The sequence below is a fragment of the Paraburkholderia sp. JHI2823 genome (assembly GCF_038900695.1).
Classification (GTDB): domain Bacteria; phylum Pseudomonadota; class Gammaproteobacteria; order Burkholderiales; family Burkholderiaceae; genus Paraburkholderia; species Paraburkholderia mimosarum.
Genome location: NZ_JAYMRY010000038.1, coordinates 1 through 24,997, shown reverse-complemented (window position 1 = coordinate 24,997; position 24,997 = coordinate 1). Strand labels below are relative to the sequence as shown.

Genomic DNA, 24,997 nt, shown 5'->3' with positions numbered 1-24,997 from the left:
CAACGCTTCTGCATCAAATTCTCGTGGATAGCTAAAGAGGGCAAAACGCGAGTGCAGCCCATCAGACCGCGGAAGGACGCTATTCGGTTTCCGCGATGATCACCGGCGTGACATTGAAGGCGATGTCACTCCAGCGACGCTCGCCGTCATCGACGAGCTTGTGCAGATCTGCCGCGAGCGACTTGATCGTGACTCGCCTCGGGACGACTTCGAAGCCGATAGAGCCTTCCCGTTGCACGAGCAGGCAATAGCAGCGATTTTCCGGCTCGTCCTCGAGCACAACAAATCCCTTGAGCTTCGCTGTAGCGACGCGGAATTGCAGCGCTGCAGAGAACACCGCATGGCCGTCATCCTTCGGATCGCGATATTGCAGGCGATCCGAATCCGCGCCGGCGTCGAGCAGCATCTCGAAGACTGTCCGGTTGCCCGGTGCGTTGAGGGCTTCGACCTGCTCGATCATGTCGAGCAGCCGCCGGGAGCGGATGCTCTCGCGATCGATAGGCAGTTTCGCGCTGGTGAACTGCGGCTGTGGCTCATCGACCGTTTGCTGGCTGGCCCCGCCACACGTCAGAGATTCATTCGAAAACATGAGGTGACTCCCAAAGGAATGAGGGAGCACCGCCCCTGTCGGGAGTTGGGCTCCCGAAGGGTGAAGAGGAAAGAAATGGGCCCAGATATAGGGCCGGTCGATGCGCTTGAAGCGCGGATGGTAGAGGAGACGATACCGCGCAATGGCGCTTCGAGGCCGCGGAAAGATCTACGATACCGGCTGGCTTTTAAAAAAAGGGCCCGGAGTGGTATCCGGGCCTTCGTTCAGAACAAGGTCATCTGGTCGATCAGTTCAAGGAACGGTTGTGCACGCGGCTGACCCGTCACCGCTTCATCGAACAGGTCCGCAAGGCCAGCCGTGTCCACCTCGGGTTGGTCGAGCACTGCGACATCACCGTCTTCGACCACGAGAGGCAGAGCCGGTAGATGCGCGGGCGACTCGCATGGCGCAGCAACCGCGGCGAAAGCCGGTACGGCATCGTCAGATGCCGGTTCGGGTTCGCTACCGAGCAATTCGCGCATGGCATCCTCCGAGCGGCGGGCACGCAGACGATGGCTCCAGCCGCCGAGCACGTGCGCCGGCGTGAACCAGTGCCCCCACATCTCCATCGAAAGCGCGTTGCCATGTACGACGATGGCCGGAATGTGCAGCAACGAGAGTTGCAGATAGGCCATATGAACGCAGCAGGGGTCGATGTCGATACACGTTGCGTGCATCGCCTGCTGGTAGTTGAGGCCCGCGTCGTGGAACGCCTCTGCCGTAGCGATGACCATGCCCCCGGCCCCGCACGCGGGTTCGTGAACACGTTCGAAGCCGCGTGAGCGCGCCGAGTCGATCGTAGCTCCAACCAGCATCGAGGCCATAAGATGCGAGACATGGTACGGCGTGAAAAACTGCCCGCTGCGGTCGTTGCCCAGGTCGAGCATCATGTATGTCTCGCCGAGCACGTCGGTCAATCCGCCGCCGCGTGCACCAACAGAGCGTGCCGCGACCATCACCTCAACGCGCTTTTCGAAGGACAAAGTGAGCTCGCCCAGCATCCTCGGGAAGCGCGCGACCTCTTCAGGCTTGTATTTCCCGACGATCTCCAGATAGCGCTTCTCGCGCGTGTCGCACTGTGCGCGATCCACGCTGTTGCTGATCGCGAGCGCCGCCAGTTCAACAAAATCGCGGAACACCGTATTGATGTGGTGGCCGTACGAGAATTCATTGAACAGGGCGACGACATTGCGCTGGTGTGCGTCCGCCGTCAGATCATGCTTGCGCTGTGCGCTCTTCTTGCTCATGCCCACTCCAAATGTAAGAAGGGCATGGCCCCTGCGGGCGCGATGCCCCACAGGGATAGAAAGGAAAGCCGGCAAAGCCGGTGCAGGTCGATGCGTCGATGACGCAGGTGATGACGCCATGGTAAGCGCGAACCACGCGGGCCGACGTCCGCAAAGCACGCAAAACTGCACCAGCTTTCGCCTGACGTCCTCGACGCGTTATCCACAGATTCTGTTGGCAACACTGTGGAGAACGTCGTGCGGAACAAGTCGGCCGCCCCCTATGAAGCCCGAATCCGCGGGCTTTTGGGCCAATACCGTCACCTCGCGCGGCCGACAATTGACGCGCGCGGGCAATCCTGCCCACGCTCAACGGAGATACTGATGCTGGATCTTGCAAAACCCCGGGCGTGGGCGGGCTCGCTTACGTTCGTTGCCGCCCTCTCTGCACTCTCCTTCGCCTTCTTCTGGCTGTTCGTCGCTGCGGGAGCGCGGCAGCCGAACGTCGCGAGGACCGCGGCCGTGTCAGTCGCCGCCGCACTTGCACTCGAAGCCATCCGACGCTTGCGGATCGCCCAGCTTCGCAAGGAACTCGCCGACGCCGACGATCAGGCCGTCGTCAAAATCTCGGTGAACGGCGTCGAGGTCGGCGAGGTCCCGGAGCCGGACTTCGCCAATATGAAGCTCGTCGTCGCCAATGACGCACGTAATTACGTGACGCAGTTCTCGACCGCCATCGCTGCGATCTGGCGTCACGCTGTCCTCGCGCTAACCATCACCGCCGCTCTGCTGGCGATCTGGCTCGCATGGCAATGTCTCGTGTGTCCGGATGCTTTCGCGCACGCGATCCTGGCGTTCATCGCCGCGAGCAGCGCGCATTCCGTTCCCGTCGACGCGCTCGCGGCGGAACTGCACGCGGTCGCAGCCGCCGTCGCCTGCATCTATGCGATGCTCTTCATGCTGGTAATGTGCGCGCGCTTGACCTTTGGCGCTCCGGTTTCGGTATCGGGTGCCTTTCGTGCCGACCTCCACCGCCGTGTGTGTCTGATCGTCGGCACCCGGGCGGCGGGCGACGTGTCGCTGCGCCGCGCGCGGGCTGCGTGACGCTCACCGCGCCCGCTTCACTCCCTTCGTGCAGGCGCCTGCACGGCTTTTCGCGGAAAGCTGAACTTTTTGTGGAGCTTTTCGGTCTTTCCAAAGCCTCGCGGAAAGACCGCCAAATCCCGCCTCTTTCGCCCGTTGACTCCGCGGTGGCTGCCTCATCATGTGGCCATGGACTTCGCGGCCGCACAACATGACGGCACCTCGTCGCTCCGCCTGCGACGTGTTCTCTATCCCACACTCCCCGCCGGAATCCGATCCGGCGTCGTCATCGAACACGAACTGGATCGCGGCATGGTGACCGTTCTCGACACCGAAGACGGCACGTTCTGGCGTGGCCGCGCAGATGACGTTCAGGTTCTGGCCTGAACCGCAGCAGCTGATCCGCCACGACCCCAACGTGACCAAGGAGATTCGTCCATGACCAACGTATCCTTCGATGGCAGCAGGTTTGCCCTGTCCGACCTGGAGGAGTATCCAGCCCGCTTCGCGCAACGCCTCGAGCGCACGAGAGTCACCACCGGATACGCGCGCTGCCTGTGCCGAACCGACGAGCCGCGTAAGCTGGTGATTCGCAGGTACGGCTCTCTATATTTCCTCGCCGGTTGGCCCGATGACGGTCCTATGCATGCCGAAGGGTGCGAATTCCGAAAGACGCCGGGCGACGGCAGCGGCCGCAGCTCCGACAGCCGCGCGGCGATTCTCGAAGGCCCCAACGGGCTCAACGTGCGCCTGGACGCCTCACTCATTCAACGCGAGGCGGCATCCCGCCGCTCTCGCCCGCGTGCCACCGCAGGCTCGCCGGGCACTTCCCGGCGCGCGGCCCCGCTGCTTGCCTTTCTGCAGGCGCTATGGGCCAACGGGCGGCTGAACGCCTGGGACGGCTCGCCCCAGAGCCGCGGATGGAGCGCGGTGCAAGCCATGCTGCTCCGAGGGCTCGGCGAAGACACGCGTATCAACGGCGTTGCCGCTCAGAATGTGTTGCACGTGATGCGCCGTTACGAGGAAACTGAGCGCGATGCGATCAATTTCGAGTTCGAGGCGTTCGTCGGCCGGATCACCGACGACGGCGCTGTGTCGCGGCGCGCGCTGATCGTCGGCGAGATCGGAGAAGTGGCGGACACGCCGTACGGCAAATCGATCTCGCTTCGCCAGCGCAGTCAACGCTACTTCACGACCACGGCGCTCATCGAGGAGGCCGCGAAAAAGTATGGACACGCCTGGCGCGCGATCGGCGAGGCGAACGCCCGTGTCGTGGCGCTCCTTCTCGTTGAGCGCACACCGAAAGGACATCTGCGCGCGGTCGACCTTGCCGTGATGCTGTGCTCCTCTGCTTTTCTGCCATGCGATTCGATGCACGAAGTCGCGATGGCCAACCGGCTTGTCGCTGAGCGCCGCATCTTTGGAAAGCCCATGAGTATGGCGGAAGGCGACGTGATGCTGCCGGACTTCTACCTGCTGGACACCAGGCCCACGACGCACATCGAGGTCTACGGCATGAACGGACTCGCGAGCTACGAACGACGCAAGCTGGAAAAGCAGGCGCTGCGCGAAGCAAATCGTATCCCTGCTGTCGTATGGAATACCGATAGGGAACTGCTTGCCGACGTGCGCCTGCCCGCCCCGAGTCGGCGCGGACAGGTCGGTGTCAAGCGCGCCGACTGAAGGTTCAGCCAGAGCCGGCCAAAAAAAACGCCCACGGCTCCGAAGAACGCGTGGGCTGGTTTCAAGGTTTGAAGGTGAGGCGAAACTGGTCTCCGCGCGCCGGTTGCACCCGGCACGACGCAGCGGCCATCCACCGATCTACTTCGGCCGCACGGTGCGCGACCGTATTTGATACTCCGGCCTGGCGTGCCTTCACTCGCGCAGCGAAATCGGCGGCCATTGAGTCGACGCTGGCCACCCACTCGTACATTTTGAGGCGTTCCAGCGCCTGCCCCTTCACGCCGAAGCAGTGAATTTTCGCGCCAGGCGGGAGATGCCCCTCGAGGCCTTCGAGAATTGCGAACAGGCCGTGACGTTGATCTGTCAGGTGTCGCCGACAGACGGAGCCCAGACCGATCAGCGCCGGCGGAGCGATCCACGGCATCCAGCGCTCCCACACCTGCATCATCAGGTCGATACTTCGACGGTAATCGTCCACCGCCCAGCCCTGCGCCACGGGTACGGGAATGCGGACCATGTTCTGCACCGCATTCGCACTCGAGGTTCGGGCGAGCTCGTCCTGCCATGCATACACGACTCGCAGCATGCCCTCAAGCAGCGTTGCCGTCGCATTCACCCTGTAGTCGATCGCCTGCTGGTCCACCGCTAGCTCGGGCTCGCAGCACATATCGGGCTGCGAGGCCCCACGCCGCCCCGGAGAACGAGGCCAGTTCAACGAACTGTTCCATCGTCCAGGGATAGATGCCTGCAATCCCCGGCTGTCTGCCCTTCGACTGGAACAGCTTCATCGCGGTAAAACCCGCACTGTCCAGCGCGAAGTCGATCTCCGTCAGGTCGCTAGCCTGAGGAATGCGAAACCGTCCCGTCTTCGGGTTCCAGAAAGCAGACGCGGACACCATCCCCGCGAAGCCTCTCTCAAAGGCATGAAATGCCAGTTTCCCGCCACTGTGAGGTATGCCCCCACGTATTAAAAGACCGTCATCGACGTGCGCGTTCAGCTGCCACATCGGCATGCGGCCGTGCTGCGTTTCAATCGGCATACGAGTGCTCCATTGCAAGCGCGGAACAGCCCACGCGGGCCGCCCCGCATGGGTGAAAGGAAGAAGGCCGCTTACGCGGCCAACGGGAAGAGATGCATCTGGTTGCCTTCGATGCCGCGCATCTGTGCATCGCTGATCGCGTTCTCGACCAGGTGGCCATCGAGTTCAGCGGGCGTCAGGTTCAAACGCTCGGCAAGGCGCGCGAAGTACTGGCCGCGCCGTGCCATCTCCTGATAGCGCTGCGACCCACCGGCAGGCAGTGTGAGAATCGTTTCGTTAAGCCAGAAACGCGCCGATTCGATCGCAGCATGGCCCTGAACGCGGGCATACCACGTGTGGTCGAAAGAGCAGGTTACGAACTCGCATGCCCTTGAAGCGTCGACGTCGAGGTGGTCCGTCTCCTCGAAGTAGACAGTGCGCTCTCCACCGGTGGTCTGCGCATAGGCCGACACCCGCTCCGGGTACCGATACGGGTTCCATTGCTCAGCCACGTAGTCGCGAAGCCCATCGGTCGGCGCCTCAGCATCGAAGCGGCCAACGCAGTACCAGCCGTGCAGCGGGATTGGTACTTTCGGAAACGCCTCGACCTGTGGAACACGGTAGCGGCGCCCGAGGCGATGGACTTCGAACCACGCTGATACGGCCGGAAACGCGTGCGGCGCGTAGTGATGCATCGACAGCATGAAGTCGATCGCCACCAGTTGAGCCGGCGTGATCATTTCGAACTGCACGTCGCACAGGTCGCGGTTTGCCGGTGTATCGGGGATGCGGCCACTCGCGAGGTCCGCATCGTGTTGCTCGGCGCGCTCCACTTCAAGCGCGTCGAGTGTGAGCAGATACCTCAGAAGGCTCATCCTCTCCTGAAACGAAAGAACGTCGGGCTGAACCCGGATGTAGCCGTTCTCGCTCAACGACCGGCCGACCAGCTCACGCCTGCCGAGATCCCATTGCGTTGCAAGCAGGTAGTTACGGAAGTCGTTAAGACCCGACATGTATTCATGCTCAGGCTCACGCACCATCGATTCGAGCGACCGGTCGCGCTCGCCAGCGACGCAACAGAAGACGCAGCCGAACCTGGACCCGCAGGCCGCACGCTGGCCGTCCTCGCCGAGTACCACCCCGCACATTCCATCGTTGGCCGCACGGTAAAGATCGGACAGGCGCTCGATCGTCCGTTGCGAGAATGGACACGGGAAAGGCCGCTTCGCTTCCTCGGAAAACAGCGTAAGCATCGTCCACACGTCGTCGGCGCTCCAGTCACGAAGCGGGGACACGGCGAGCGCGCCGCGTGTGTCACGCACGGCTGTGGTCGCGCTTTAACCGCGCTCACGCATCGCAGCACCGCGCGAAGCGCTCTCGACCAGCCGGTTTCCCAGCACCGTCACGATCTCGCGATCGCCACGCGCGGCCGCATCGCGTTCGAGCGCCGCTCGCAAACGCCCCTGTGGTATCAACTTCCAGTCTGTCGCGCATGCGCGGGTGCGCTTGCCGTTTCGCACGCCGTTTTGCGGCGTCCGTACCAGCGTGCCGCGACCGATGGTCGATACCACGAATTGCGCCGCAAGCGATGGCGTAGCGACGTGGGTCGACACAGCCAACGCCTGCCTGTCGGCAAAGTCGTCAATCTCTTCGAGCATCGTCTGGATATGGCGGGCGAGACTGCTGTTCTCGATCGTTGTGTCGGCGGTCGAGATGAAGTGACCCGGTTGGGCATCGCCGGCGAGGCCGATACGGCGGACTGCCTCGAGCATGAGAATGGTGCCGCAGGTCGAATCCTTCCCGCTTACGGTGCCACATAGCGGGTGGCCCGCTCGGACAAGCGCCATGAGCGCCGCGATTGCGGCTTCCATCTTGAGAATGATTTCGTCAAACATGATCGCTCCAGTAGTTAGCGGAGCGCCCCCCGTGCGGGAGGGCGGCTCCCGCAGAGGGTGAAAAAAAATCAGTCAGTCAGCGCCGCCATCTCCTCGATCATCTGGCGATAGGTGATGAGGCCTTCCTGATGCCTTTGCATGACAGCCGAGCGGCGAACACCTCGCGTCCACCGGGCAGTCGATGCGATGCGATCGAGCGCTCCGCAATCGGTGACGCTGTATCCCATTCGCAGCATCTCTTCGACCGCCTCCTCAACGGAGTCGAAGCAGAGATGGCCAACGAATCCATCAATATCGAACTGCTGTATCCGCCACGTCCTTTCGCCGGACGCGTCCGGGAGCACGAAGGCCCATGACTGGCGATCCTTCATCCGGCATTCAACTCCAATCGGCTTACCGTCAAAGGCAGCCATCAGTTGCTGATAGGCGATCTGTAGTGGACGTGCGACTTCGCGCAAGTGACGCGCGAAGTCCTCCGGAAGGCCGCGGCAGGACGCTTTGCTGACACGTGCCCAGGAAGCGGACACGTAACGTCGCGGGCTGTGAGTGGTGTTTTTCATGACGGCTCCAGAAAGAACAGGAGCCTTCCCCTTCGGGAGAGGCTCCCGTGAGGAAAAAAGATGCCGGCAGTGCCGGACGGTCGATGCGCGATAAGCGCGGGTGAATCAACAGCGTAACCCCGATACCCAGGCCGGTCAGCCGGAAATGATGCTCAAATCGCGGTCTCTTTGCGCAAGGCAGGATACCCGATCAAGGTCCATCATCGGTGACGTGGACGGCACCGACGGAACAGTCGACCGGTTGTGTCGGCGTACACGCCGAACTTACTCGCCCCACGCCAGAGGACTTGACTTCCGCCCTCGCGCTGTAGTCTCGAAGAGATGACTGAACGTCGTGAAATATCTTCCCTTTTCACACACACCGTATATGCCTGCCCGAACCTGTTCGCAGCCAGCCCCGAACGAAATCCCGCCTCGCGCGTCGCCCGCGCGCCGCCAGGCCATGCAGACCGCGAGGAACTAGAGATGGAAAACACAACGATCGAGTGGGCTGACCACACGCTGAACCCGTGGGAAGGTTGCCAGAGCGTGAGCCGCGGATGCGACAACTGCTACGCTCAGGCGCGCAACGCCCGGTTCTCCCGCGGCGTCGCGCCGAACTGGGGGCCGGGCGCCCCGCGACGACGTACCGCACCGGCGACGTGGGATCACGCGCGGCGATGGAACGCGAAGCATGAGGCGTTCTTCGCGACACACAAACGTCGACAGCGTGTCTTCTGCGCTTCCCTTGCGGACGTGTTCGACAACGCCGTGCCGGATGCGTGGCGCATCGACCTCTTCCAGATGATCGCCAAAACGCCCAACCTCGACTGGTTGCTGCTCACGAAACGTATCGGGAACGTGCGAGCGTACATGCAGCGTGACGGACTCGCGTTCGACCTCATCGCCGGCGGCAACGTATGGCTTGGTGCAACGGTAGTCGACCAGATCGAGGCTGACCGCGACGTTCCAAAGCTGCTTGCTACGCCAGCGCGTGTGCGCTTCGTCTCGATGGAGCCGCTGCTCGGGCCGGTAACCCTTCCTTTCGATCGCGTCGCGCAATGGAACATGCTGGCCGCCGGACACAACCAGACCAACGCATCGGCGTCGATCGACTGGGTGATCGTCGGCGGAGAGAGTGGTCCTTACGCCAGGCCTATGCATCCCGGCTGGGCCTCGTCGCTTCAAGCGCAGTGTGCTGCGGCGGGTGTGCCCTTCTTCTTCAAACAATGGGGCGAATGGCTGCCCGCACTTCATGCGAGCGCCGAGCAACACGCTCGCGCGAAAGCCGCCGGGTCGATGTCATGCTTTGGCCTGTTACGCGACGGAGCCGACGCGGTGATCCTGTCGGGCGACGACGCATACATGCTGAAGGTCGGCAAGAAGCACGCGGGCCGCTTGCTCGGCGGCGTCACGCACAACAGCTTTCCGGAAGACGGCGAGCCTGGTACCGACGCTCGCGCCGGAGACGGGAAGCACGTTTTTTAATCAAGCACTATCCGTGAGGAGAACAGTTTTGCAAGGGATGGAATCCAATACGGCAGCGTTCCATGAAGCCGCCGCGGCGCCCTGTCTTAACAAAGAAGCGGCGATTGCCCTTCATACCAGAATGACCGAGACGGGCAGCACTTCATATGATTTCGGGCTGTTTTACGAAAGCATGCTCGTGGCCGGCGTATGGGCGAGCGGTGCCGAAATGGCCCGGGATCTGAAGATTCAGGCGAGTCGCGTCTACGTAAAATGCAGGCTGACTGTGGTCCCTCAGGCGCTCGCGGACTTCTTCGGTCGCGCACGGATTACCGGTTCGCTCGCCGAGACCGTGGATTTCGCCCTGCGTTACTGCGGCCACAGTGGTCCGTCACGGTTGCTCGAGCGCGCAGCGCTGATGCCGCCGAACGCGACCTTCGATGAAAAGGTTCGGGCCGTATTGAGTGTGGTCGAAGATCCTCCCCCGCCGAACGCGCCCCGTTTCGAACTGGTGAAGGAATTCGGGCTCGCGCATCTCAGACGCTCATCCATTGCCAATCACAAAACCATGATGCACGGGAACTGCGAGATCGCGGAATTCGCTTTGTTCTATACCACGTGCCTGAAAGAGAAAATCTGGGCGAATGTGGGTTCGATGGCGAGAGCGTTGGGGATGCCGGCGCCCTTGGTGCGTCAGGTGCTTACCCTGGCCGACCACCCCGAGGGAAATCGCTGATCTCGCGTTCGCTTCCCGAGCGTGCATGGTCTAGGGCGTGTTCACACTATCTGAGCCCATCAACGATGAGCGCGAAATTGATAAAGGCGAGGAACATCACGTCCAGTTTTTCGAACCGCGAAAAGATGCGGCGGAAGCCTTTGAGGCGGCGAAACAGGCGCTCAACTTCGTTTCTGCGCTTGTACATTTCCCGATCATATTCCCATGGTTCAAGGCGGTTGCTTTTGGGCGGCACGACGGGAATGAAACCCAGGTCGAGCGCGAGTTGCCGTGTCTCGTCACCTTCATACGCCTTGTCCATGATGAGGTGCAGTGGTCGGTTGGGCCGCCCAAGGCTTTGCAGCAGCGCGCGTCCTTCTGGTGCATCGCCAGCCTGGCCGGGGGACAGCGCGAACGTTATGGCTGTTCGAGCATCCGCGGCAACCATATGAATCTTGGTGGTCCATCCGCCACGGGATTTTCCAATTGATTGGGGGCCGTTTTTTTTAATGCGCCGGTACCATCAGGATGAACCTTTACCACCGTGCTATCCAGCGAGACCGCTTCGATCCTGACGCGAACGATCTGCTCACGCTGCAACTCCGTAAACACGCGATCCAGAACACCACTCCTGGACCAGCGGTTCATTCGCGTGTAGATCGTGTGCCATCGGCCAAAACGCTTGGGCAGTCCGCGCCATTTGCAGCCGTGCTCGGCGACGTAAAGGATCGCATTCAGCACCTGCAGGTTCGTCAAGCTGACATTGCCCCGCTGTCGTGGCAGGCAATGCTCGATCCGTTGATATTGGGCTTCGGTGATTTCCATCACCGAAGTATACGATCAAACACAATTAGTGTGAACACGCCCTAGGGAAACGGCCGCCCGCAATGGGGTGGCCCGAGTCTGTTTCGGGCGCGTTGACCTTGTATGCTGTCACTGCATCTGGATGGTTTAGTCACTCACCGTATCTGGCTTCCCGCGGCTTGAGTCTGGCTCCAGCGGGAATCTCACCGTGCTCGAGCAAGCGCCACAGGGCGATGGCCAGACGTCGGGCGAGCGCCACGATACCGATGCGCCGCAGCCGCTTGCCCGTGCCGGCAAAATGCTTGTTGAACCAGTGACTGAGCTGGCTGCCGGGCTGCAGGCGCAACCAGCTCCATGCAAGCTCGACCGGCAGCCACCGGCATCGGCGGTTGCCCGCCTTGCTGATACCCTGTTCAATCTCAGTGGTGCCGCTGGCGAAGGGCGTGGGAGTCAGGCCCAGGCAGCCGGCAAGTTCCCGGCGATTGCGAAACTTGCGCCACCCGAACAGTTCCTGGACCAGCGTCCATGCGCTGCCCGTACCGATGCCAGCGAGCTGTGTGAGCACCGTCATGGCGGGATGTGCGCCACTGCGTACCTGCTGCTCCTGCTGTGTTTGGAGCAGACGGACCTGCTTGCGTACCAGTTCCAGCCGCTCGCATTCGCGCTCAATCTCGGCGCGCAGACCCGGTGCGACCGACTCGCGCAGCTGGGCCCAGCTGCGCGACCAGACGCGGCCACCGATATTCCGGACGCGCAGGTTGTGCAGCACCAGCAGGGAGCGGATACGGTTCGTATGTGCGGTACGCTCGTGCCGCAGACGCTCAAGTTCGCGGTGCAGGCGGCGGTCGTCCTCCTGCTCAGGCGTGGGAATCCGGGCAACCGCCCATACCCTTTGCTCGCCGGCGTGGTAGCGCATCAGCATCGACAGCAGCTTGTCGCTGTCAAGCCGGTCCGTCTTCGCTCGACGGGCACGCCGGTTCACCTCGATACTGGCCGAATCCACCACGAGATTGACGATACCCTGTTCCGTCAGCCAGCGGTGCAGCCAGAAACCGTCGCGACCCGCCTCATAGCAGCTGTAGACCGGTGCGTCGGCAGTGAGATGGCAGCGCACACTGGCGTTCGCGATGCTGGCGAGAACCGCCGTGGTGTCACCCGCGATAACCGTGCAGTGGCTGGGCGCACGCTGGCCATCACCCAGCGAAAGCTTCCAGTTCTTCTCACCCAGTTCAAAGGCCATGTACAGGCGGCCAGCTGCCGTCGTATCCTGTCCACGGAGGGCTGTGTCAGGCGTATTCATTTGCGTGCTCCTTCGGAGAAAACGAGTGTGCAACTCCCGTTTTACTCCAGTCGGGCTTCTGTCACTGCCCTCTCACATAGCATCTCGGTGTACGTGTCGGCGCCGCGCATGATTTCCAGTGGGCAAGTGGTGGTTCATCTATCAAAGGTTCACGAACTTTGCGCGATGACGTGTTTCAGCGGTACTTCAGCAACCTGCTAGAAAGGCTCTAGAAAGTAGGGATTGTTTTACAGCTTGACGCTTTTTGACCGATGAGGGTTATACACAGAAAAACGATAGTTATCGGGCCACCGAACTCTTCAAAATCCCTGACGCTGCAGCAGCGGACCGCACGCACCAGTGCATTGCCCCGTCCGGCTTCTCATGCAGAGTCCGGCAAGTGTATGGACAATAAACCGCTTCTTCCATTGCGTAATTGCCGGCGGTATCACTTCGCACTGCATTGCAATTTCTTGACTCGCATGACCGTCAGCGGTCATCAAGACAACCTTTGCACGGCGGACCAGAGAACAAGGCAGCGAACGCAAGCGGCTCATTGAAGGGAATTGTTCTCGCTCCAGTTCCGAGGAGACAACCTCGACTCCTTTGCACCCCATGATCGTCTCCTGCACTCCATGACTCGATCATAGAATAATCTGGACTTATGCAAAGTTATTTCTGGGGCAGAACACTGGGGAAGTGGTCTGCCATCGCACGTATGTAGAAATTGATGCCGAAAATCTCCTGCAGCAATACCAGCCCGTCACGCTCTTAAACGCCCTGTCATGATCGATCGCGCGACCGTCGTCTTTGTTTCGGGCGCGAATCGCGGGCCCGGCGCGCAGTTCGTCGCGCGCTTGCTCCCACGCGGGGCAGGTAAGGTCTACGCAGCATCGCGCGCCGGTCCAGTTGATATCAAGGACGCGCGCGTGGTTCCAGTTACTCTCGATCTGTGCGACGACGAGAGCGTGACGCATGCCGCGCGTGCCACCCTGGATACTACGTTGCTGATCAACAATGCGGAAGTAAACCGCCAGTCGTCCTTTATCGCTGCGCAGAATATCGACGATGCGCGCGTTCGTCATGCTGGTCGTTCGCGGACATTCATTTGCGACGCGAATCAGTGTTATCCAAACAATTGATTTTGTAGCTTGAGGCGAGATGCCGCATAGTCGCTTCCTGCGACGCGCGGCACAGTTTCCGACTATCCGTGCCGGAAAGTGGACTTTCCTGACCTGCCCCGATGCAAGCGACGCTATCGGAGCGAATATCCATCTGAACGTCGAAATCGATTTTCTGCGGGAGCGGATAAGAACAACCATCGGAGCCGTGGCAATGACTGTATCGATTGTGATAGTGGGTGCCGGCTTTGGCAATGAAGGCCACATGGCTACTATCGGATCAAACCGTAAAGCCCCTATCGATCGCACGGGTCGATGAAAGCTTTAGCGTTTCGCGCGGTATTGCTCGATTTTCGATATCAAATAAGAAAAAAATGGACAAGCGAAGAGTCGTCGTCACCGGTCTTGGTGCCATTTCCCCAGTCGGGATTGGCGTCGAGGAAAATTGGTCGAATGTCATTGCCGGCCGCAGTGGAATCGGCCGGGTTACCTTTTTCGATACGACCGATTTCCCGGCGCAAATCGCTGGCGAAGTCAAGGGGTTCGACGCGACTCGCTTCATTTCGGAAAAAGAGGTCCGCCATATGGATCGCTTCATCCAACTCGGTGTCGTGGCCGGCATGGAGGCATTCGTCGACAGCGGCCTCAAAGTGACCGAGGCAAATGCCTCCCGGATCGGCGTTCATGTCGGGTCCGGAACCGGCGGAGTTCAGACCCTCGTCGATACTGCCTTCACGATAAGGGACAAAGGGCCGCGTCGGGTGTCCCCATTTTACGTGCCCTCATCCATCATCAACATGATCGCGGGGCATCTCTCGATCCGGTACGGGCTCAAGGGACCGAATCTCGCCATGGCGACGGCGTGCTCGACCGCCACTCATGCGATCGGAGACGCCGCCCGGCTGATCGAGTATGGTGACGCCGATGTCATGATTGCAGGGGCTGCGGAGGCGGCGATCACTGAGAGCAGCCTCGCGGGCTTTGGCCGGGCCAAGGCGCTCTCGACGCGCAACGAAAGTCCCGAGACAGCGAGCCGCCCGTGGGACGCGGAGCGCGACGGCTTCGTGTTAGGTGAAGGAGCGGGCATCATCGTGCTCGAGGAGATGAAGCACGCGCGCCGGCGCGGCGCACGGATTTACGCGGAATTGGCCGGGTTCGGACTGAGCGGTGACGCATTCCATATTACTAGCCCGTCGGAAGACGGGGAAGGCGCGGCCCGCTGCATACGCAATGCCTTGCGCAATGCAGGCGTCGCGGCCGACAGCGTGCAATACATCAATGCGCACGGCACTTCAACGCCGCTCGGCGACCGCGCGGAATCGCTCGCGCTGAAGGCAGCCTTTGGCTCACACGCCAAGGACCTCGCGATCAGCTCGACAAAATCAGTGACCGGGCACCTGCTTGCCGCTGCGGGTGGTGTCGAGGCCGTCTACACCGCGCTCACCGTGCACCACCAGATTGCGCCGCCGACCGCCAACCTGACAAGGCCCGACCCGGAATGCGACCTCGACTATGTACCCCTCGTAGCTCGACGCATGCCGATTGATGTTGCCATTTCAAATTCGTTCGGGTTCGGCGGCACCAACGGCACGCTAGTATTCCGCCGGATCGAGTGAATGGCTAGGACAGAGGGATCTGTCAAGTTCGCGAAGCAGATCTTGAAGGCAAGTCAACGTAAAGAATCTCTATTGGTCGGAGATAGCTGCACGCGACGGCGAAACGATTTCTCCAGTACCGGCAACAGCTTCATGGCCCAGCGGTGCACGGTCGAATGATCGACTGCAATCCCGCGCTGGCCCATCATCTGTTCAAGATGGCGCAGGCTCAGCGGCTACGCCACGTACCACCGCGCGCACATCAGGATCACGTCGAGCGGGTAGTGCAGGCGCTTGAGCACCTTTGCCGCGACCGGATTCAGTTTCTGTTTCATCGATCAAAGCGTTCGCCTTCACGCTGCCAGCATAGCAGCTCGGCCTATCGCGAGAAAACCGTGGATAGTCCGGCCGGCGCGTGTGATGCACCCGGCTGCTCGCGGACCATGCACGCCCGCACGATGTCCTCGAAACGTTCAGCCATTTCGTCGATTTCAGACGCCGACGAGATGAAAGGTGGCGCGAACAGCACATGGTTGCCCTCCACGCCGTCAGCCGTAGCCGAACCGGGATAGATCAGCAGGCCGTGTTGGAGCGCTTCCCGCTTGAGGCGCGCAGCGAACGTCGCACCGCCAGAATACGGTTCCTTTGAGTCGCGGTCCTCGACGAACTCCACGCCGACAAACAGCCCCCGGCCCCGCACGTCCCCGACGATTCCGACATTTGCGAATCGCTCCTTCAGCCGTGCGCGCAACTGATGCCCGCGCACGACAACTGCGTCGAGCAAATGATCGTCCTCGATTGTGCGCTGTACTTCGAGCGCGACGGCGCACGCGAACGGGTGATTGACGTGCGTTTGCCCATTGCCGAGCACGCCCGTGCCCTGTGCGATCGCATCGTGCACGGCGGCCGACATCAGCACCGCGGCGATCGGCTGATAGCCGGCCGCAAGACCCTTGCCAATTGCCACAAGATCAGGAACGACGCCGTCCTCGAGATAGGCGTACACTGGACCGGTCCGCCCCATGCCGGCCATCACCTCGTCGAGCAGCAGGAGCACGTCATGACGTTCGCAGACTTCGCGGATCTTCTTCAGGTAGCCCGGGACAGGAGGCACCGCGCCGTTGGTTGACCCGACTACCGTCTCGGCGACGAACGCCGCTACGTTTTCCGCGCCGAGCGTGCGAATCTTGTCGTCGAGCTCCTGTGCGAGGCGTCCCGCGTACTGCTCATCGCTCTCACCCGCGCGCCGGTGCCGGTAGGCATAGCACGGCGACACAAACTCGGCGCGCGGCAGCAGCGGCTCGAACACCGAGCGGCGCTGCGGATTGCCGGAGATCGCGAGCGTCCCCAACGTGCTGCCGTGATAGCCTTGTCGGCGCGCGATGAAGATCGATTTCGACGGCTTGCCGCGCTCGCACTGATACTGATAGGCGATCTTCATCGCGAGCTCCATCACCTCTGAGCCGCCTGACAGGAACTGCGCTTTCGCGAGCCCATTCGATGCCGCGACCAGCCGCTCGGCCAACTCCTCCGCCGCAGGCGTAGTGAAGCTGCCCGCATGCGTCCACGCAATCTTGCGCGCCTCGCGCTCCATCGCCGCGACGATGCGCGGATGCGCATGGCCGAGGCTCGAGACGGCAACGCCTCCGCACGTATCTAGATAGCGCTTGCCCGAAGCGTCCTCGATCCAGACACCCGAGCCCCTCACTGCGACGATCGGGGATGAGTTCAGATTTTTGTATACGAGCGCCGACATGGCATTTTTCCCCAGTTTTCATTTGATGGGTCAAGACGGCAGTAGCGATCCCATGATGTGGGCGCGCGATGAAAGCTCGGGCTGAAACGCGAAAAATTGCCGATCCGACGCACCCAGCCTACAGGTACGAGCACCAGCATGTGCAGCGAATAGAACAGCACGCTGAGCAGCATCGCCTTCTCCTTTCGAGTTTCGGACATTGGCTCAATCAAGCGGAATCTCAACGCGCCAGTCGGTCGCTTCCTGAAACACTGGCTGCTCGCTTCGCACGAGTACATGCGAACCGAGCACGAGCACGTCCATCTGTGTGCGCATGAAGCAAGCGTATGCTTCTTCGGGCTTGCAGACTATCGGCTCGCCGCGTACGTTGAACGATGTGTTAACGAGCACGGAGCAGCCCGTTCTGCGCTTAAATGCGCGCAACAGCTTGGTGAACGGTGCGTTGTTTTGCGCGGTCACGGTCTGGACGCGCGCGGACAGATCGACGTGCGTGATCGCGGGCAATGTCGACCGCACGTCGTTGATACTGCCGAGGTCGCGGCAATGATCGCCGGGGCCCCGCGTGAGGTCGGTCTTGATCGCATCGGCGATCTGAGACACGATCAGCATATACGGGCTCTCTTCGCGCGAGTCGAAGTAGCGTCTCACATCCTCGAGAAGTACGGCGGGCGCGAAGGGCCGGAACGACTCGCGATATTTGATCTTAAGGTTCATTTTGCGTTGCATTTCGCGATCGCGCGGATCGCCGAGGATCGAACGCGCACCAAGTGCCCGCGGACCGAATTCCATCCGACCCTGAAACCAGCCAACCACGGCCCCGTCGGCGATATGCGTCGCCACCTCGTCATAGAGGGCGTCGCCCTCAAACGACTTGTAGCAGTACCGGTTTGCGTCGAGGAACGCGGCGATCTCATCATCGCTGAAGCTCGGTCCAAGCAGCGCGCCGCGCATCGCGTCCGAACCGCTCGCGTCGAGATGTGGGCGACCGTCGAGTCTGACCGCGAGGTCCATCGCAGCGCCCAGCGCGCAGCCCGCGTCGCCGGCTGCTGGCTGCACCCAGATGGAATCGAATTCGCCGGAACGGCTCAACACGCCGTTTGCGACGCAGTTGAGCGCGACACCGCCGGCGAGGCACAGATTCCGCTCGCCGGTCTGCTCGACGGCCGATCTCGCGAGACCTAGCACGAGTTCCTCGGTCACCTTTTGTACCGACGCGGCCAGATCACATTCGCGCTGCGAGATCGGACTTTCCGGCTTGCGGGCTGGGCCGCCGAAAAACCGCTCGAATCGCTCGCCGATCATCCGGTCGCCCTTCACGTACTCGAAATAACGCATATTTAGCGTAAATGAGCCGTCCGGCCGGATGTGGATCAGCTCGTCGCGAATCTTCTGCGCATAGACCGGCTTGCCGTACGGGGCGAGCCCCATCAGCTTGTACTCGCCAGAATCGACCTTGAACCCGCAGTAATACGTGAACGCCGAATAGAATAATCCGACGGAGTGCGGATACGAGATTGAGTTGCACAGTTCGAGCGATGTGCCCGACCCGCGCCACACGGTCGTCGAATGCCATTCGCCGATTCCGTCGATACAGAGCACGGCGGCCCGCTCATACGGCGATGGAAAGAACGCCGCCGCCGCGTGCGAACGATGGTGCCGGCAAGCGATGACCTTCGGCGCGCAACCGCAGCCAAGCTGGGCGATTTCCTTGTCGACGTGTTCGAGCACGCGGCGCTTCCAGCGCAACCATTCCGGCATGGTGCGTGAAAACGCAGCTGCGCCGCCGATGCCGGCGCTCGCAAATGAAGACATGACGCGTGAGAATTTTTCCTTCGGGTCTTCGTAGTAGACGATCGCGGCGAGATCGTCTAGCCGGATGCCTGCTTCGCCAAGGCAATAGCGAATGCCGTTCGCCGGAAATCCGCTATCGTGGCGGATCCTTGTGAAACGTTCTTCCTGCGCCGCCGCGATAGGCACGCCATCACAGACTAGCGCGGCCGCGCTGTCGTGATAAAACGCCGAGATGCCCAGAATATGGTTGGCCATGCTAGAAGGACCGTCCGTAGTTCGATTCCGAAAAACGAGGGGCGCTGCGCGTCACTAGGACTGCCTTGTGAGTTGCGCTAGCGGTGTCTCGGCGCGCCCGGCTGCAGGTTGCCGCGACAGATGTACGAACGCGTCGCTTCGCCCTTTCTTGACGAGTCCGGCGAGAGCCGGTACTAGCGACGCAACAAGCACCACGCTCATCGCGAGGTTGAATGCGCGCAACGCATGCGGTTTCGTCAAGAAGCGGCGTAGGAACGTCCCGAAGAGCACCCATACCATCGAGCACGGCGAGCCGAATGCAAAAAACAGTAGCGCGATCGCGAGTACATCCAACGCGTACGAGTCCGATGTCGACGCATACGTGAGCACCGCGCCGACCGCCATTACCCACGCTTTCGGATTGATCCACTGGAACAATGCTGCCGACAGAAAGCCTAGAGGCGATGCCGCCTTCGCATCGAAGCTCACCGTCGGCGACGTCGCAATCCGGTATGCGAGGTACAGCATGTAGGCGGCGCCGGCGAACTGCAATACGTCGTGCAGCGCCGGGAAACGGCGGAAGACAGCCCCAGCCCCGAGCCCGACCGCGGTCAGCATAAGCGGAAAGCCGACATTGATCCCCGCGACGTGGCGCATTGTGCGCGCGGCGCCGAAGTTGACACCGGATGACATCAGCATCACATTGTTTGGCCCCGGCGTCACACAGGTCGAAATTACGAATAGGATGATCGACAGATAGTCCATTGCCGCTCCTTGTGGGCGCTCAGCGATAGTCTTCGAGTTGGCCGCGGCGGCGGACGTCGACCGACACGCAATGGAACCCGCCGCTCAAGCTGCGCGCATGCCGCATTGGCAGCGGTGCAACGTCGATGCGGTGCTTTTCGAGCGCACGGATCAGCTCAATCTGCCGGTCGTTGACCACGGCAAGAGACGGGTTGACCATGATGAAGTTCATTCCCTGCCAGATCGATGCGCGTGGATAGGACCAGCAGTAGCCGGTATCAACCATCCCCGGGCACCAGATTACTTCCCAGTTGCGGAAAATCGCTGGCACTTGCGCGCGCGATATCCGTTCGGGACTTAAGACAACGAGTCCCGGGCGCACGAGCGTAATCGTAGTGTCGATGTGCGTGCCGTCGTAGACTCCCTCGATCGGATGCACGCGATAACCCTCACCTAGGGTACGTTGCAGCCATTCGTACCCGAGCCGGTTGCCGCTGCGCGAGACAAGGTAGAGAATATCGCGCCCCATCCGGATCACGTTTGCCGCGTCGAAAATCGGCTCGTGATTGGCGAGGATTTCGCCGTCGGCGGCCTTGACGCGGTACGCGCTGTCGGGCAAGCGAGGCTTAGGCGCCGAGATCCATTTGGCGCCGCTAGCGAAGTAGTCGAGCAGGTGCGAGTGATAGGCATGCGATTCGAAGTAGCGACTTCGCAGCGTCATCGGCGCTTCGATAATCAGGTCGCCTATAGGCAGCAGCACATCGCGCGGGCAATAGTTGTACTCGCCGTCAGTCTGCCAGCCCGGTGCGCCGAACGTCACCGTATGATCGACCGGCTCAGGACGCCTGACTGTCACGCCGTGGTTGCGCAGGAATTGTGCGAACCTGTCGAGGTCTTCGTTCGCCTCGGCGATTACATGCGCCGGATACGGGCCGGACGGAATCTGGTCAGCGCGCTCGTGATGGTCGGCGTAATCGAGTGCAAAGAGTCCCGGATCGGCACGCGGCACTTGCGCGCCGTCCGCGATCCCCACAATCATCTCTTCGAGCGGATCCCATTCGTTATGTACGTTGACGAGCGACATCGTTCCTCCATGCTGTTTGAAATCGAAATCCCGGACGGCGCTCAGGCGGGCGCCGCGACCGGCATGTGCTGATTGAGCAAGAGCGGCGCCCTGCCGGCATCGGGCGCGATGCGCATCCAAGGCCGCAGCCCCAGCGCGCCGAGCATCCGTTCGCCGCGGCTCGGCAACGGCGCAAGCGATTCGTAGCCGACGCGGATCCTTTCCCAGCTCGCACGCGCCGCCCCCGTCTCAACCGAAGCGGCCTGTCGCATGTACACGTCTATCGCGTCGACAGCCCACGCCGAATGTCCAGTCGACACGTTGTCGATCGAGTTGTGAATGTCGACGAAGTCAGTGCTGAAGCCGTAGTGTTGGAGAAAACGCCGCGCGGAGCGATAGCTGCCGCCGACGCCGGAAAGTTCCATCGCGAGGTTCATACCGACGATTTCCGGCATGAATCTGCGTGGCAGCTTGCCGAGACAGAGCCAGTAGACGGGCAACCGGAACGACTCGTCCAACAAGCGAGGATCGCATGCGAACGCACGCGTGCCCGTCGGCGGTAGCTCAATACCCATTTCGCGCAGGCCGTCGCGGAAGATCCTCGGATGGTTCAGTTGATAGCAGCCGTTGCCGAGCTCGTCCCAGTACGTTTGAAACAACGCGAAGCCGACCTGCGACGCGGCGAGGCGCCAATCGCTGAAGCCCTGCAGCCACGAGCCGTCGATCAGCGTAAGTGGCGCGAGCTGTAATGTGGCGTCGACCACCGCTTCGCGCGACGGCATGTCCTCAGGGTCGCTCCGCTCGAACGCGAGTCCCTGCCAGTCGTGCTGATCGAGCAGCCATTCGCGCAGCGCGCCGACGCGCCAAGCGCGCGGCAAGCCGCGTTGCGAACGATTGAGGGAGCGCCGCGCGCGGGCGATCCAGCGGTTGGCATAGTCGATCGCAAGCCGCTGCATGTGAGGCGCGAGCGCGCGGCCTTGCAGTGCGAAGTAGAGGTCGCGCAAATTCGAGGGCGCGGGGCTGCGCGCCATGTCATCGACGCGGTAAGCGATAGCCGGGGTGCCGGGGCCGGCGCCTGCGAGGGCCGGTTGTGCGTCGGGCACGGCTTCTGGAGACCCAAGCCGCGACTCGGGCAAACAGTTGATCCAGCGCCTGATGATCGCCAGGTCGTCGTCGCTGAACACACGGAACATTCGGCCGCTTGGACCAATCAGCGTTGTGACGAGAAGGCTGCGGTCGGCAAACCCCGGCACGACAAGTCGGCTTCTCGCGAGCGCATCGACGAGCGGTAGCGGATTACGCATCGCTTCCTCGAACCACTCGGCCAATGCGCGGCCCTCAAGCCGGTACTCGTGATGATAGACGGCGCCTTCGCGCGCCTTCGCCCGCATTAGCTGGGCCATCGCCGCGCGCGGCGACACTGCGCGTCGCGCAGCCTCGATCACGACTTCGTCCCACTCGCGCAGTGCAACGCCCGCCCACGCGATCGCGCGCTCAATGCGCTGGCGCCACTTCTCGCTTCGCGCGACGAACCGTTCGACGACCCATTGCGAGATCGACTGCGGCGCTGTCTCGTCCATGAGACCGACGAACGTGCGCAAATCTAGCCCGTGTGAATCGAATAGGACCTCCGGCGCATCGCGCAGCGCAGTCCAGCAAGGCGCTAGCCCCATCGCGCGAAATGCGAGATCGATGCCGGCGAGTTCTGGCCCGAACGCGTCGCTTCGACGGCTCATCGCAAGCAGGAGAGCTGGCAATCGAAACGCCTCGTCGGGAATCGCCGGCAGTGTTGACAACTCGAAGGGCTCAAGCGCGAAGCGCGAGTGACCGGCTTGCCGCAGCAACGCCTTAAAGTGGTCGTAGCGCGACGCCTCCGGAAGGCCGACACCGACGTCGCCCGCAAACAGCGCCATCATGCGTAGATGCACTTCGTCCTCAAACACGCCTGGCGCGCTCATTCCCTGGAGCCAGCAGCCGAGCGACGAGGCGAGCGGCGTCGACTGAACGAGCAGCGCGCCGACGAACACTTCAATACCGGCCGTGCGCAGAGCCTCGTCGTAAATCCGCAGATAGTCGGCGGGCCGCGTAGTGCTCCAAGCGCCGATATTCCCGGCGAGAGAACGCCAATCCGCCCCGCTCGGCGCGTCGGCCAATCCGTCTAACTTCGTTAGCGCACGGATGCCGTCGCTATCCAGGAACGACTCCGGATCCATCGCCCGTCGATAAATCTCTCGCCACATATTTGCCTCTTGAGGATGCAACGGTCCAGACGGCAACCCGAGAGCCGCGTTTCTCGGGGACCGCTCGAGCGGTTAAAACATCGGATAGATCGACGAATCGGCCTTCTTCTTTTTCTTGTAGAACCAATGAGCCAACAAACGTTTGATGAGACGCATAACTCCTCCTTTCAAATGACGTCAAGAATGAGCTTCGAAACGAACTCGTGCCCCCAATCCGTAAAGTGGATACGATCGACAAAGAGCCATTGATCGGGCTGAAGCATTTCCGAAATGATTGGCGTGATGTTGACGAAATTTACGTTGAGCTTCTTCGCACCTTCTTCGAGTTTCGCCGCGTAGGCGGCGCAGACATCGCGATGCAGGATATCGCCGTAGGCGTCGCTGAAGCGGCCAACACGATCAAGCTCTGCAAAGAGAGCCTCCTCCTGCGGGCAACCCTTCGCACGTACCCAGCCCGCCAGCGGCTGCAGGATGAAGGTGAGCTTCGCGCCGAGATCTACCGCGATCGCGCGCCACACGTCGAGGTGACGCAGCGTCAGGTCCGCAGCGAAATCAATCTGGTCGGCCATCGGGGGCGGCGGCCCGGCATCGCGGGCGCGACCGAAGAGCGGCCACCCCTTGCGCTTGCCAGCCACGGGCCCAGAACTGAACACGTTGAAGAACTGGCCGCAGTTGAAAAATGCTCCGTGCTCGAGACGGTTGCGGGCAGGCTGCCGTGCGAGCCCGAGGTTATTAAACCCAGAGAACAGCACGATCTCCTCGATTTTCGGCAACAAGTGCCGATAGAGCGCGAGAAGGATCACCTCCTGCGCTGAGTTGAAGCTGCGCCCGCCAAAGTTGAGCCACGGGGTGGCGCGCAGATCGTTCTCAGAGAGCCGCGACGACAACGTCCAACGATCGGCGCTCGCACCGATGCCGAACACCGTCGAGCTGCCAACAAGCAGGCGCCCCGAGTGCATGCCCGCGCGATCAGAAACCGAATAGCGGATGCCGCCGCGATCAGAGTAACGAAATCCGCTACAGTCCGTATTGACCACTGTGGAACGGTAATTGACCGGATGGAAGTACATCATGTACGGCAGCCACCGTACCTCGCCCGCGTCGGTGAATTTCCTCTCGTAATCCGCCATTTGCGGCGTCAGCTCCAATCTTGCACTCATTGACGCTCTCTCAGGTTCATGCGCAGGCCGGCGATCGATAGACCATCAATCAAACCACAAGTTGCACAGAAAATAAATTGGATAACGCAATTTCACCGACGTCAAATACCGTCAAGTCAGTCTTAATCGTCAAACACTTCAGGGCAGCGTGGAGAGCACGCGTACGCTTAGTTCCGTTGATCTAAATTTGGAGGACATCGATCAACTTGTCCAATTAATTATTTCGTGGTGTTCTATCAAAAAAATCGACGCCCCCCCCCCTAATCTACCCATGCCCGGCCGGGCGTAGTTCAAAACACGCGATTTTTGCGTTACAGGGACGAGCCCGGATTGTTTGGACACGGTTTTGGGACTCAGGCGGCCTGTTTAAACATCCGTGCCTGACGGGCTTCGAAGGGTGACATGAAGCCCAGCATTCGTTGATGCGCGGTAGCCTGCCGTGTGCGCACCGACCGTTGATGCAGGCCTGCGTTGGAACTTGCCGAGCTATTGCACGTGCCCGCTTGCGCGCTTCCGAAAGCGGTTTCGACCCGCGTTGATTCTCAACCGGGCCGGACTGCCGGGTCTGAAGCTCCAAGGACAATGTACTCGTCGAAAGACACCACGCTCGGCGACGATATGTGGTGACGCTGCGAGCCGCAATGCGGCGTCGAGACTAGGCAAGTTCCGCATGCGCAACAAATGTGAATCGTCGATAAACCTCGTGACGGATGATGGGCCGAAGCGGCTAATGGGCCCAAACCAAAAGGTATGCAGCCGGTTGCTCCACTTGTATTTGGGGGTACGCCGTCATAACGCTGCCAGGGAATAGACGGGCGCTAAACGGATAGGCCCGGGGGCATTCGGGTCGGCAGAATCGGGAACGTGGTAAGTCAGAATGATTTTCCGTGAGGCGGAGGCTGGCCTGCCGTAGGAAGTCAAACGCGGGTTAGCATGACTGCCAGAGCCGCACGGTGTGGACAGGGCCCACACCCGGCGATTTCCGAGACGGAGG

Annotated in this window: 23 protein-coding genes and 1 pseudogene; 7 read left to right on the top strand and 17 right to left on the bottom strand. The window is 61.4% G+C overall.

Going from position 1 to position 24,997, the window contains the following annotated elements; all coding sequences use genetic code 11:
• Nucleotides 1-79 precede the first annotated feature (79 nt).
• Together VSR34_RS29790 and VSR34_RS29785 are read right to left on the bottom strand one after the other, a co-directional pair.
• Nucleotides 80-589, bottom strand: a complete 510-nt coding sequence (locus VSR34_RS29790) for a hypothetical protein (protein WP_342964260.1) — start codon at nucleotides 587-589, stop codon at nucleotides 80-82.
• Nucleotides 590-813: 224 nt separating this feature from the next.
• Complete coding sequence (locus VSR34_RS29785) at nucleotides 814-1,836, bottom strand: N-6 DNA methylase (protein WP_342964259.1); 1,023 nt, start codon at nucleotides 1,834-1,836, stop codon at nucleotides 814-816.
• A gap of 363 nt (nucleotides 1,837-2,199) precedes the next feature.
• Here VSR34_RS29785 and VSR34_RS29780 point away from each other — a divergent pair, with 363 nt between their 5' ends.
• From VSR34_RS29780 to VSR34_RS29770, 3 genes are all read left to right on the top strand, one after another.
• Nucleotides 2,200-2,919, top strand: coding sequence for a hypothetical protein (locus tag VSR34_RS29780; protein ID WP_342964258.1), 720 nt, complete (start codon nucleotides 2,200-2,202; stop codon nucleotides 2,917-2,919).
• Between the two features lie 168 nt (nucleotides 2,920-3,087).
• Nucleotides 3,088-3,285: a hypothetical protein gene (locus tag VSR34_RS29775; RefSeq protein ID WP_342964257.1), complete on the top strand. Its 198-nt coding sequence runs from the start codon at nucleotides 3,088-3,090 to the stop codon at nucleotides 3,283-3,285.
• Between the two features lie 51 nt (nucleotides 3,286-3,336).
• On the top strand, nucleotides 3,337-4,581 hold the full coding sequence (locus tag VSR34_RS29770) for a DUF1173 family protein (protein ID WP_342964256.1): 1,245 nt from the start codon (nucleotides 3,337-3,339) through the stop codon (nucleotides 4,579-4,581).
• A 61-nt stretch (nucleotides 4,582-4,642) separates the two neighbouring features.
• Here VSR34_RS29770 and VSR34_RS29765 read toward each other — a convergent pair whose 3' ends face one another.
• From VSR34_RS29765 to VSR34_RS29745, 5 genes are all read right to left on the bottom strand, one after another.
• Entirely contained in the window at nucleotides 4,643-5,224 is a 582-nt protein-coding gene (locus VSR34_RS29765; RefSeq protein WP_342964255.1) for a hypothetical protein, read from the bottom strand.
• On the bottom strand, nucleotides 5,172-5,621 hold the full coding sequence (locus VSR34_RS29760; RefSeq protein ID WP_342964254.1) for a hypothetical protein: 450 nt from the start codon (nucleotides 5,619-5,621) through the stop codon (nucleotides 5,172-5,174). Before VSR34_RS29760 ends, VSR34_RS29765 begins: the two co-directional genes overlap by 53 nt.
• Before the next feature lie 71 nt (nucleotides 5,622-5,692).
• A complete protein-coding gene (locus VSR34_RS29755; protein ID WP_342964253.1) occupies nucleotides 5,693-6,922 on the bottom strand; it encodes a hypothetical protein in 1,230 nt (409 codons plus the stop codon).
• Nucleotides 6,923-6,937: 15 nt separating this feature from the next.
• The gene (locus VSR34_RS29750; protein WP_342964252.1) at nucleotides 6,938-7,495 is read right to left on the bottom strand and encodes a hypothetical protein; all 558 of its coding nucleotides are present in this window, start codon (nucleotides 7,493-7,495) and stop codon (nucleotides 6,938-6,940) included.
• A gap of 68 nt (nucleotides 7,496-7,563) precedes the next feature.
• On the bottom strand, nucleotides 7,564-8,055 hold the full coding sequence (locus VSR34_RS29745) for a hypothetical protein (RefSeq protein WP_342964251.1): 492 nt from the start codon (nucleotides 8,053-8,055) through the stop codon (nucleotides 7,564-7,566).
• A 465-nt stretch (nucleotides 8,056-8,520) separates the two neighbouring features.
• On the opposite strand from VSR34_RS29745, the gene VSR34_RS29740 reads away from it, so the two are divergent.
• On the top strand, nucleotides 8,521-9,522 hold the full coding sequence (locus tag VSR34_RS29740; protein WP_342964250.1) for a phage Gp37/Gp68 family protein: 1,002 nt from the start codon (nucleotides 8,521-8,523) through the stop codon (nucleotides 9,520-9,522).
• Nucleotides 9,523-9,550: 28 nt separating this feature from the next.
• Nucleotides 9,551-10,237 (top strand): hypothetical protein, encoded by a 687-nt coding sequence (locus VSR34_RS29735; RefSeq protein WP_342964249.1) that lies wholly within the window; start codon nucleotides 9,551-9,553, stop codon nucleotides 10,235-10,237.
• A gap of 46 nt (nucleotides 10,238-10,283) precedes the next feature.
• On the opposite strand, the gene VSR34_RS29730 is transcribed toward VSR34_RS29735, so the two are convergent.
• Nucleotides 10,284-11,041 (bottom strand): IS5 family transposase gene (locus tag VSR34_RS29730; protein WP_342964248.1). Its coding sequence is split into 2 segments (ribosomal slippage): nucleotides 10,284-10,726 and nucleotides 10,726-11,041, totalling 759 coding nucleotides; the frame shifts between segments, so codons are not numbered across the junction.
• A 130-nt stretch (nucleotides 11,042-11,171) separates the two neighbouring features.
• Nucleotides 11,172-12,320 (bottom strand): IS110 family transposase, encoded by a 1,149-nt coding sequence (locus tag VSR34_RS29725; protein WP_342964247.1) that lies wholly within the window; start codon nucleotides 12,318-12,320, stop codon nucleotides 11,172-11,174.
• Between the two features lie 764 nt (nucleotides 12,321-13,084).
• Here VSR34_RS29725 and VSR34_RS29720 point away from each other — a divergent pair.
• Together VSR34_RS29720 and fabF are read left to right on the top strand one after the other, a co-directional pair.
• Nucleotides 13,085-13,441, top strand: a complete 357-nt coding sequence (locus VSR34_RS29720; protein ID WP_342964246.1) for a hypothetical protein — start codon at nucleotides 13,085-13,087, stop codon at nucleotides 13,439-13,441.
• A gap of 353 nt (nucleotides 13,442-13,794) precedes the next feature.
• Entirely contained in the window at nucleotides 13,795-15,036 is a 1,242-nt protein-coding gene (gene fabF, locus VSR34_RS29715) for a beta-ketoacyl-ACP synthase II (protein WP_342964306.1), read from the top strand.
• Between the two features lie 95 nt (nucleotides 15,037-15,131).
• Here the strand turns inward: fabF and VSR34_RS29710 are convergent.
• The 8 genes and pseudogenes from VSR34_RS29710 to VSR34_RS29675 all read right to left on the bottom strand — a co-directional run.
• Nucleotides 15,132-15,350 (bottom strand): annotated as a pseudogene (locus VSR34_RS29710) (IS6 family transposase); the annotation flags it as partial.
• A gap of 44 nt (nucleotides 15,351-15,394) precedes the next feature.
• Nucleotides 15,395-16,771 carry an aspartate aminotransferase family protein gene (locus VSR34_RS29705; protein WP_342964245.1) on the bottom strand — a complete coding sequence of 459 codons (1,377 nt, stop codon included), beginning with the start codon at nucleotides 16,769-16,771 and terminating at the stop codon, nucleotides 15,395-15,397.
• Nucleotides 16,744-16,944, bottom strand: a complete 201-nt coding sequence (locus VSR34_RS29700; protein WP_342964244.1) for a hypothetical protein — start codon at nucleotides 16,942-16,944, stop codon at nucleotides 16,744-16,746. Before VSR34_RS29700 ends, VSR34_RS29705 begins: the two co-directional genes overlap by 28 nt.
• Nucleotides 16,945-16,975: 31 nt before the next feature.
• Entirely contained in the window at nucleotides 16,976-18,817 is a 1,842-nt protein-coding gene (locus VSR34_RS29695) for a carbamoyltransferase (protein WP_342964243.1), read from the bottom strand.
• A 54-nt stretch (nucleotides 18,818-18,871) separates the two neighbouring features.
• Nucleotides 18,872-19,561, bottom strand: a complete 690-nt coding sequence (locus VSR34_RS29690; protein WP_342964242.1) for a LysE family translocator — start codon at nucleotides 19,559-19,561, stop codon at nucleotides 18,872-18,874.
• A gap of 19 nt (nucleotides 19,562-19,580) precedes the next feature.
• Nucleotides 19,581-20,744, bottom strand: coding sequence for an inosamine-phosphate amidinotransferase 1 (locus tag VSR34_RS29685; protein WP_342964241.1), 1,164 nt, complete (start codon nucleotides 20,742-20,744; stop codon nucleotides 19,581-19,583).
• A complete protein-coding gene (locus VSR34_RS29680) occupies nucleotides 20,666-22,843 on the bottom strand; it encodes an iron-containing redox enzyme family protein (RefSeq protein ID WP_342964240.1) in 2,178 nt (725 codons plus the stop codon). The genes VSR34_RS29685 and VSR34_RS29680 overlap by 79 nt, the downstream gene beginning before the upstream one ends.
• Nucleotides 22,844-23,010: 167 nt before the next feature.
• Nucleotides 23,011-23,991, bottom strand: a complete 981-nt coding sequence (locus tag VSR34_RS29675) for a hypothetical protein (RefSeq protein WP_342964239.1) — start codon at nucleotides 23,989-23,991, stop codon at nucleotides 23,011-23,013.
• Nucleotides 23,992-24,997 lie beyond the last annotated feature (1,006 nt).

What these genes read in the sequence shown, in the direction of transcription:
- VSR34_RS29750 (WP_342964252.1), bottom strand. Translation starts at nt 7,495, where the DNA reads ATGTTTGACGAAATCATTCTCAAGATGGAAGCCGCAATCGCGGCGCTC.
- VSR34_RS29745 (WP_342964251.1), bottom strand. Translation starts at nt 8,055, where the DNA reads ATGAAAAACACCACTCACAGCCCGCGACGTTACGTGTCCGCTTCCTGG.
- VSR34_RS29740 (WP_342964250.1), top strand. Translation starts at nt 8,521, where the DNA reads ATGGAAAACACAACGATCGAGTGGGCTGACCACACGCTGAACCCGTGG.
- VSR34_RS29720 (WP_342964246.1), top strand. Translation starts at nt 13,085, where the DNA reads ATGATCGATCGCGCGACCGTCGTCTTTGTTTCGGGCGCGAATCGCGGG.
- VSR34_RS29695 (WP_342964243.1), bottom strand. Translation starts at nt 18,817, where the DNA reads ATGGCCAACCATATTCTGGGCATCTCGGCGTTTTATCACGACAGCGCG.
- VSR34_RS29780 (WP_342964258.1), top strand. Translation starts at nt 2,200, where the DNA reads ATGCTGGATCTTGCAAAACCCCGGGCGTGGGCGGGCTCGCTTACGTTC.
- VSR34_RS29785 (WP_342964259.1), bottom strand. Translation starts at nt 1,836, where the DNA reads ATGAGCAAGAAGAGCGCACAGCGCAAGCATGATCTGACGGCGGACGCA.
- VSR34_RS29700 (WP_342964244.1), bottom strand. Translation starts at nt 16,944, where the DNA reads ATGCTGCTCAGCGTGCTGTTCTATTCGCTGCACATGCTGGTGCTCGTA.
- fabF (WP_342964306.1), top strand. Translation starts at nt 13,795, where the DNA reads ATGGACAAGCGAAGAGTCGTCGTCACCGGTCTTGGTGCCATTTCCCCA.
- VSR34_RS29770 (WP_342964256.1), top strand. Translation starts at nt 3,337, where the DNA reads ATGACCAACGTATCCTTCGATGGCAGCAGGTTTGCCCTGTCCGACCTG.
- VSR34_RS29705 (WP_342964245.1), bottom strand. Translation starts at nt 16,771, where the DNA reads ATGTCGGCGCTCGTATACAAAAATCTGAACTCATCCCCGATCGTCGCA.
- VSR34_RS29775 (WP_342964257.1), top strand. Translation starts at nt 3,088, where the DNA reads ATGGACTTCGCGGCCGCACAACATGACGGCACCTCGTCGCTCCGCCTG.
- VSR34_RS29790 (WP_342964260.1), bottom strand. Translation starts at nt 589, where the DNA reads ATGTTTTCGAATGAATCTCTGACGTGTGGCGGGGCCAGCCAGCAAACG.
- VSR34_RS29680 (WP_342964240.1), bottom strand. Translation starts at nt 22,843, where the DNA reads ATGTGGCGAGAGATTTATCGACGGGCGATGGATCCGGAGTCGTTCCTG.
- VSR34_RS29690 (WP_342964242.1), bottom strand. Translation starts at nt 19,561, where the DNA reads ATGGACTATCTGTCGATCATCCTATTCGTAATTTCGACCTGTGTGACG.
- VSR34_RS29760 (WP_342964254.1), bottom strand. Translation starts at nt 5,621, where the DNA reads ATGCCGATTGAAACGCAGCACGGCCGCATGCCGATGTGGCAGCTGAAC.
- VSR34_RS29725 (WP_342964247.1), bottom strand. Translation starts at nt 12,320, where the DNA reads ATGAATACGCCTGACACAGCCCTCCGTGGACAGGATACGACGGCAGCT.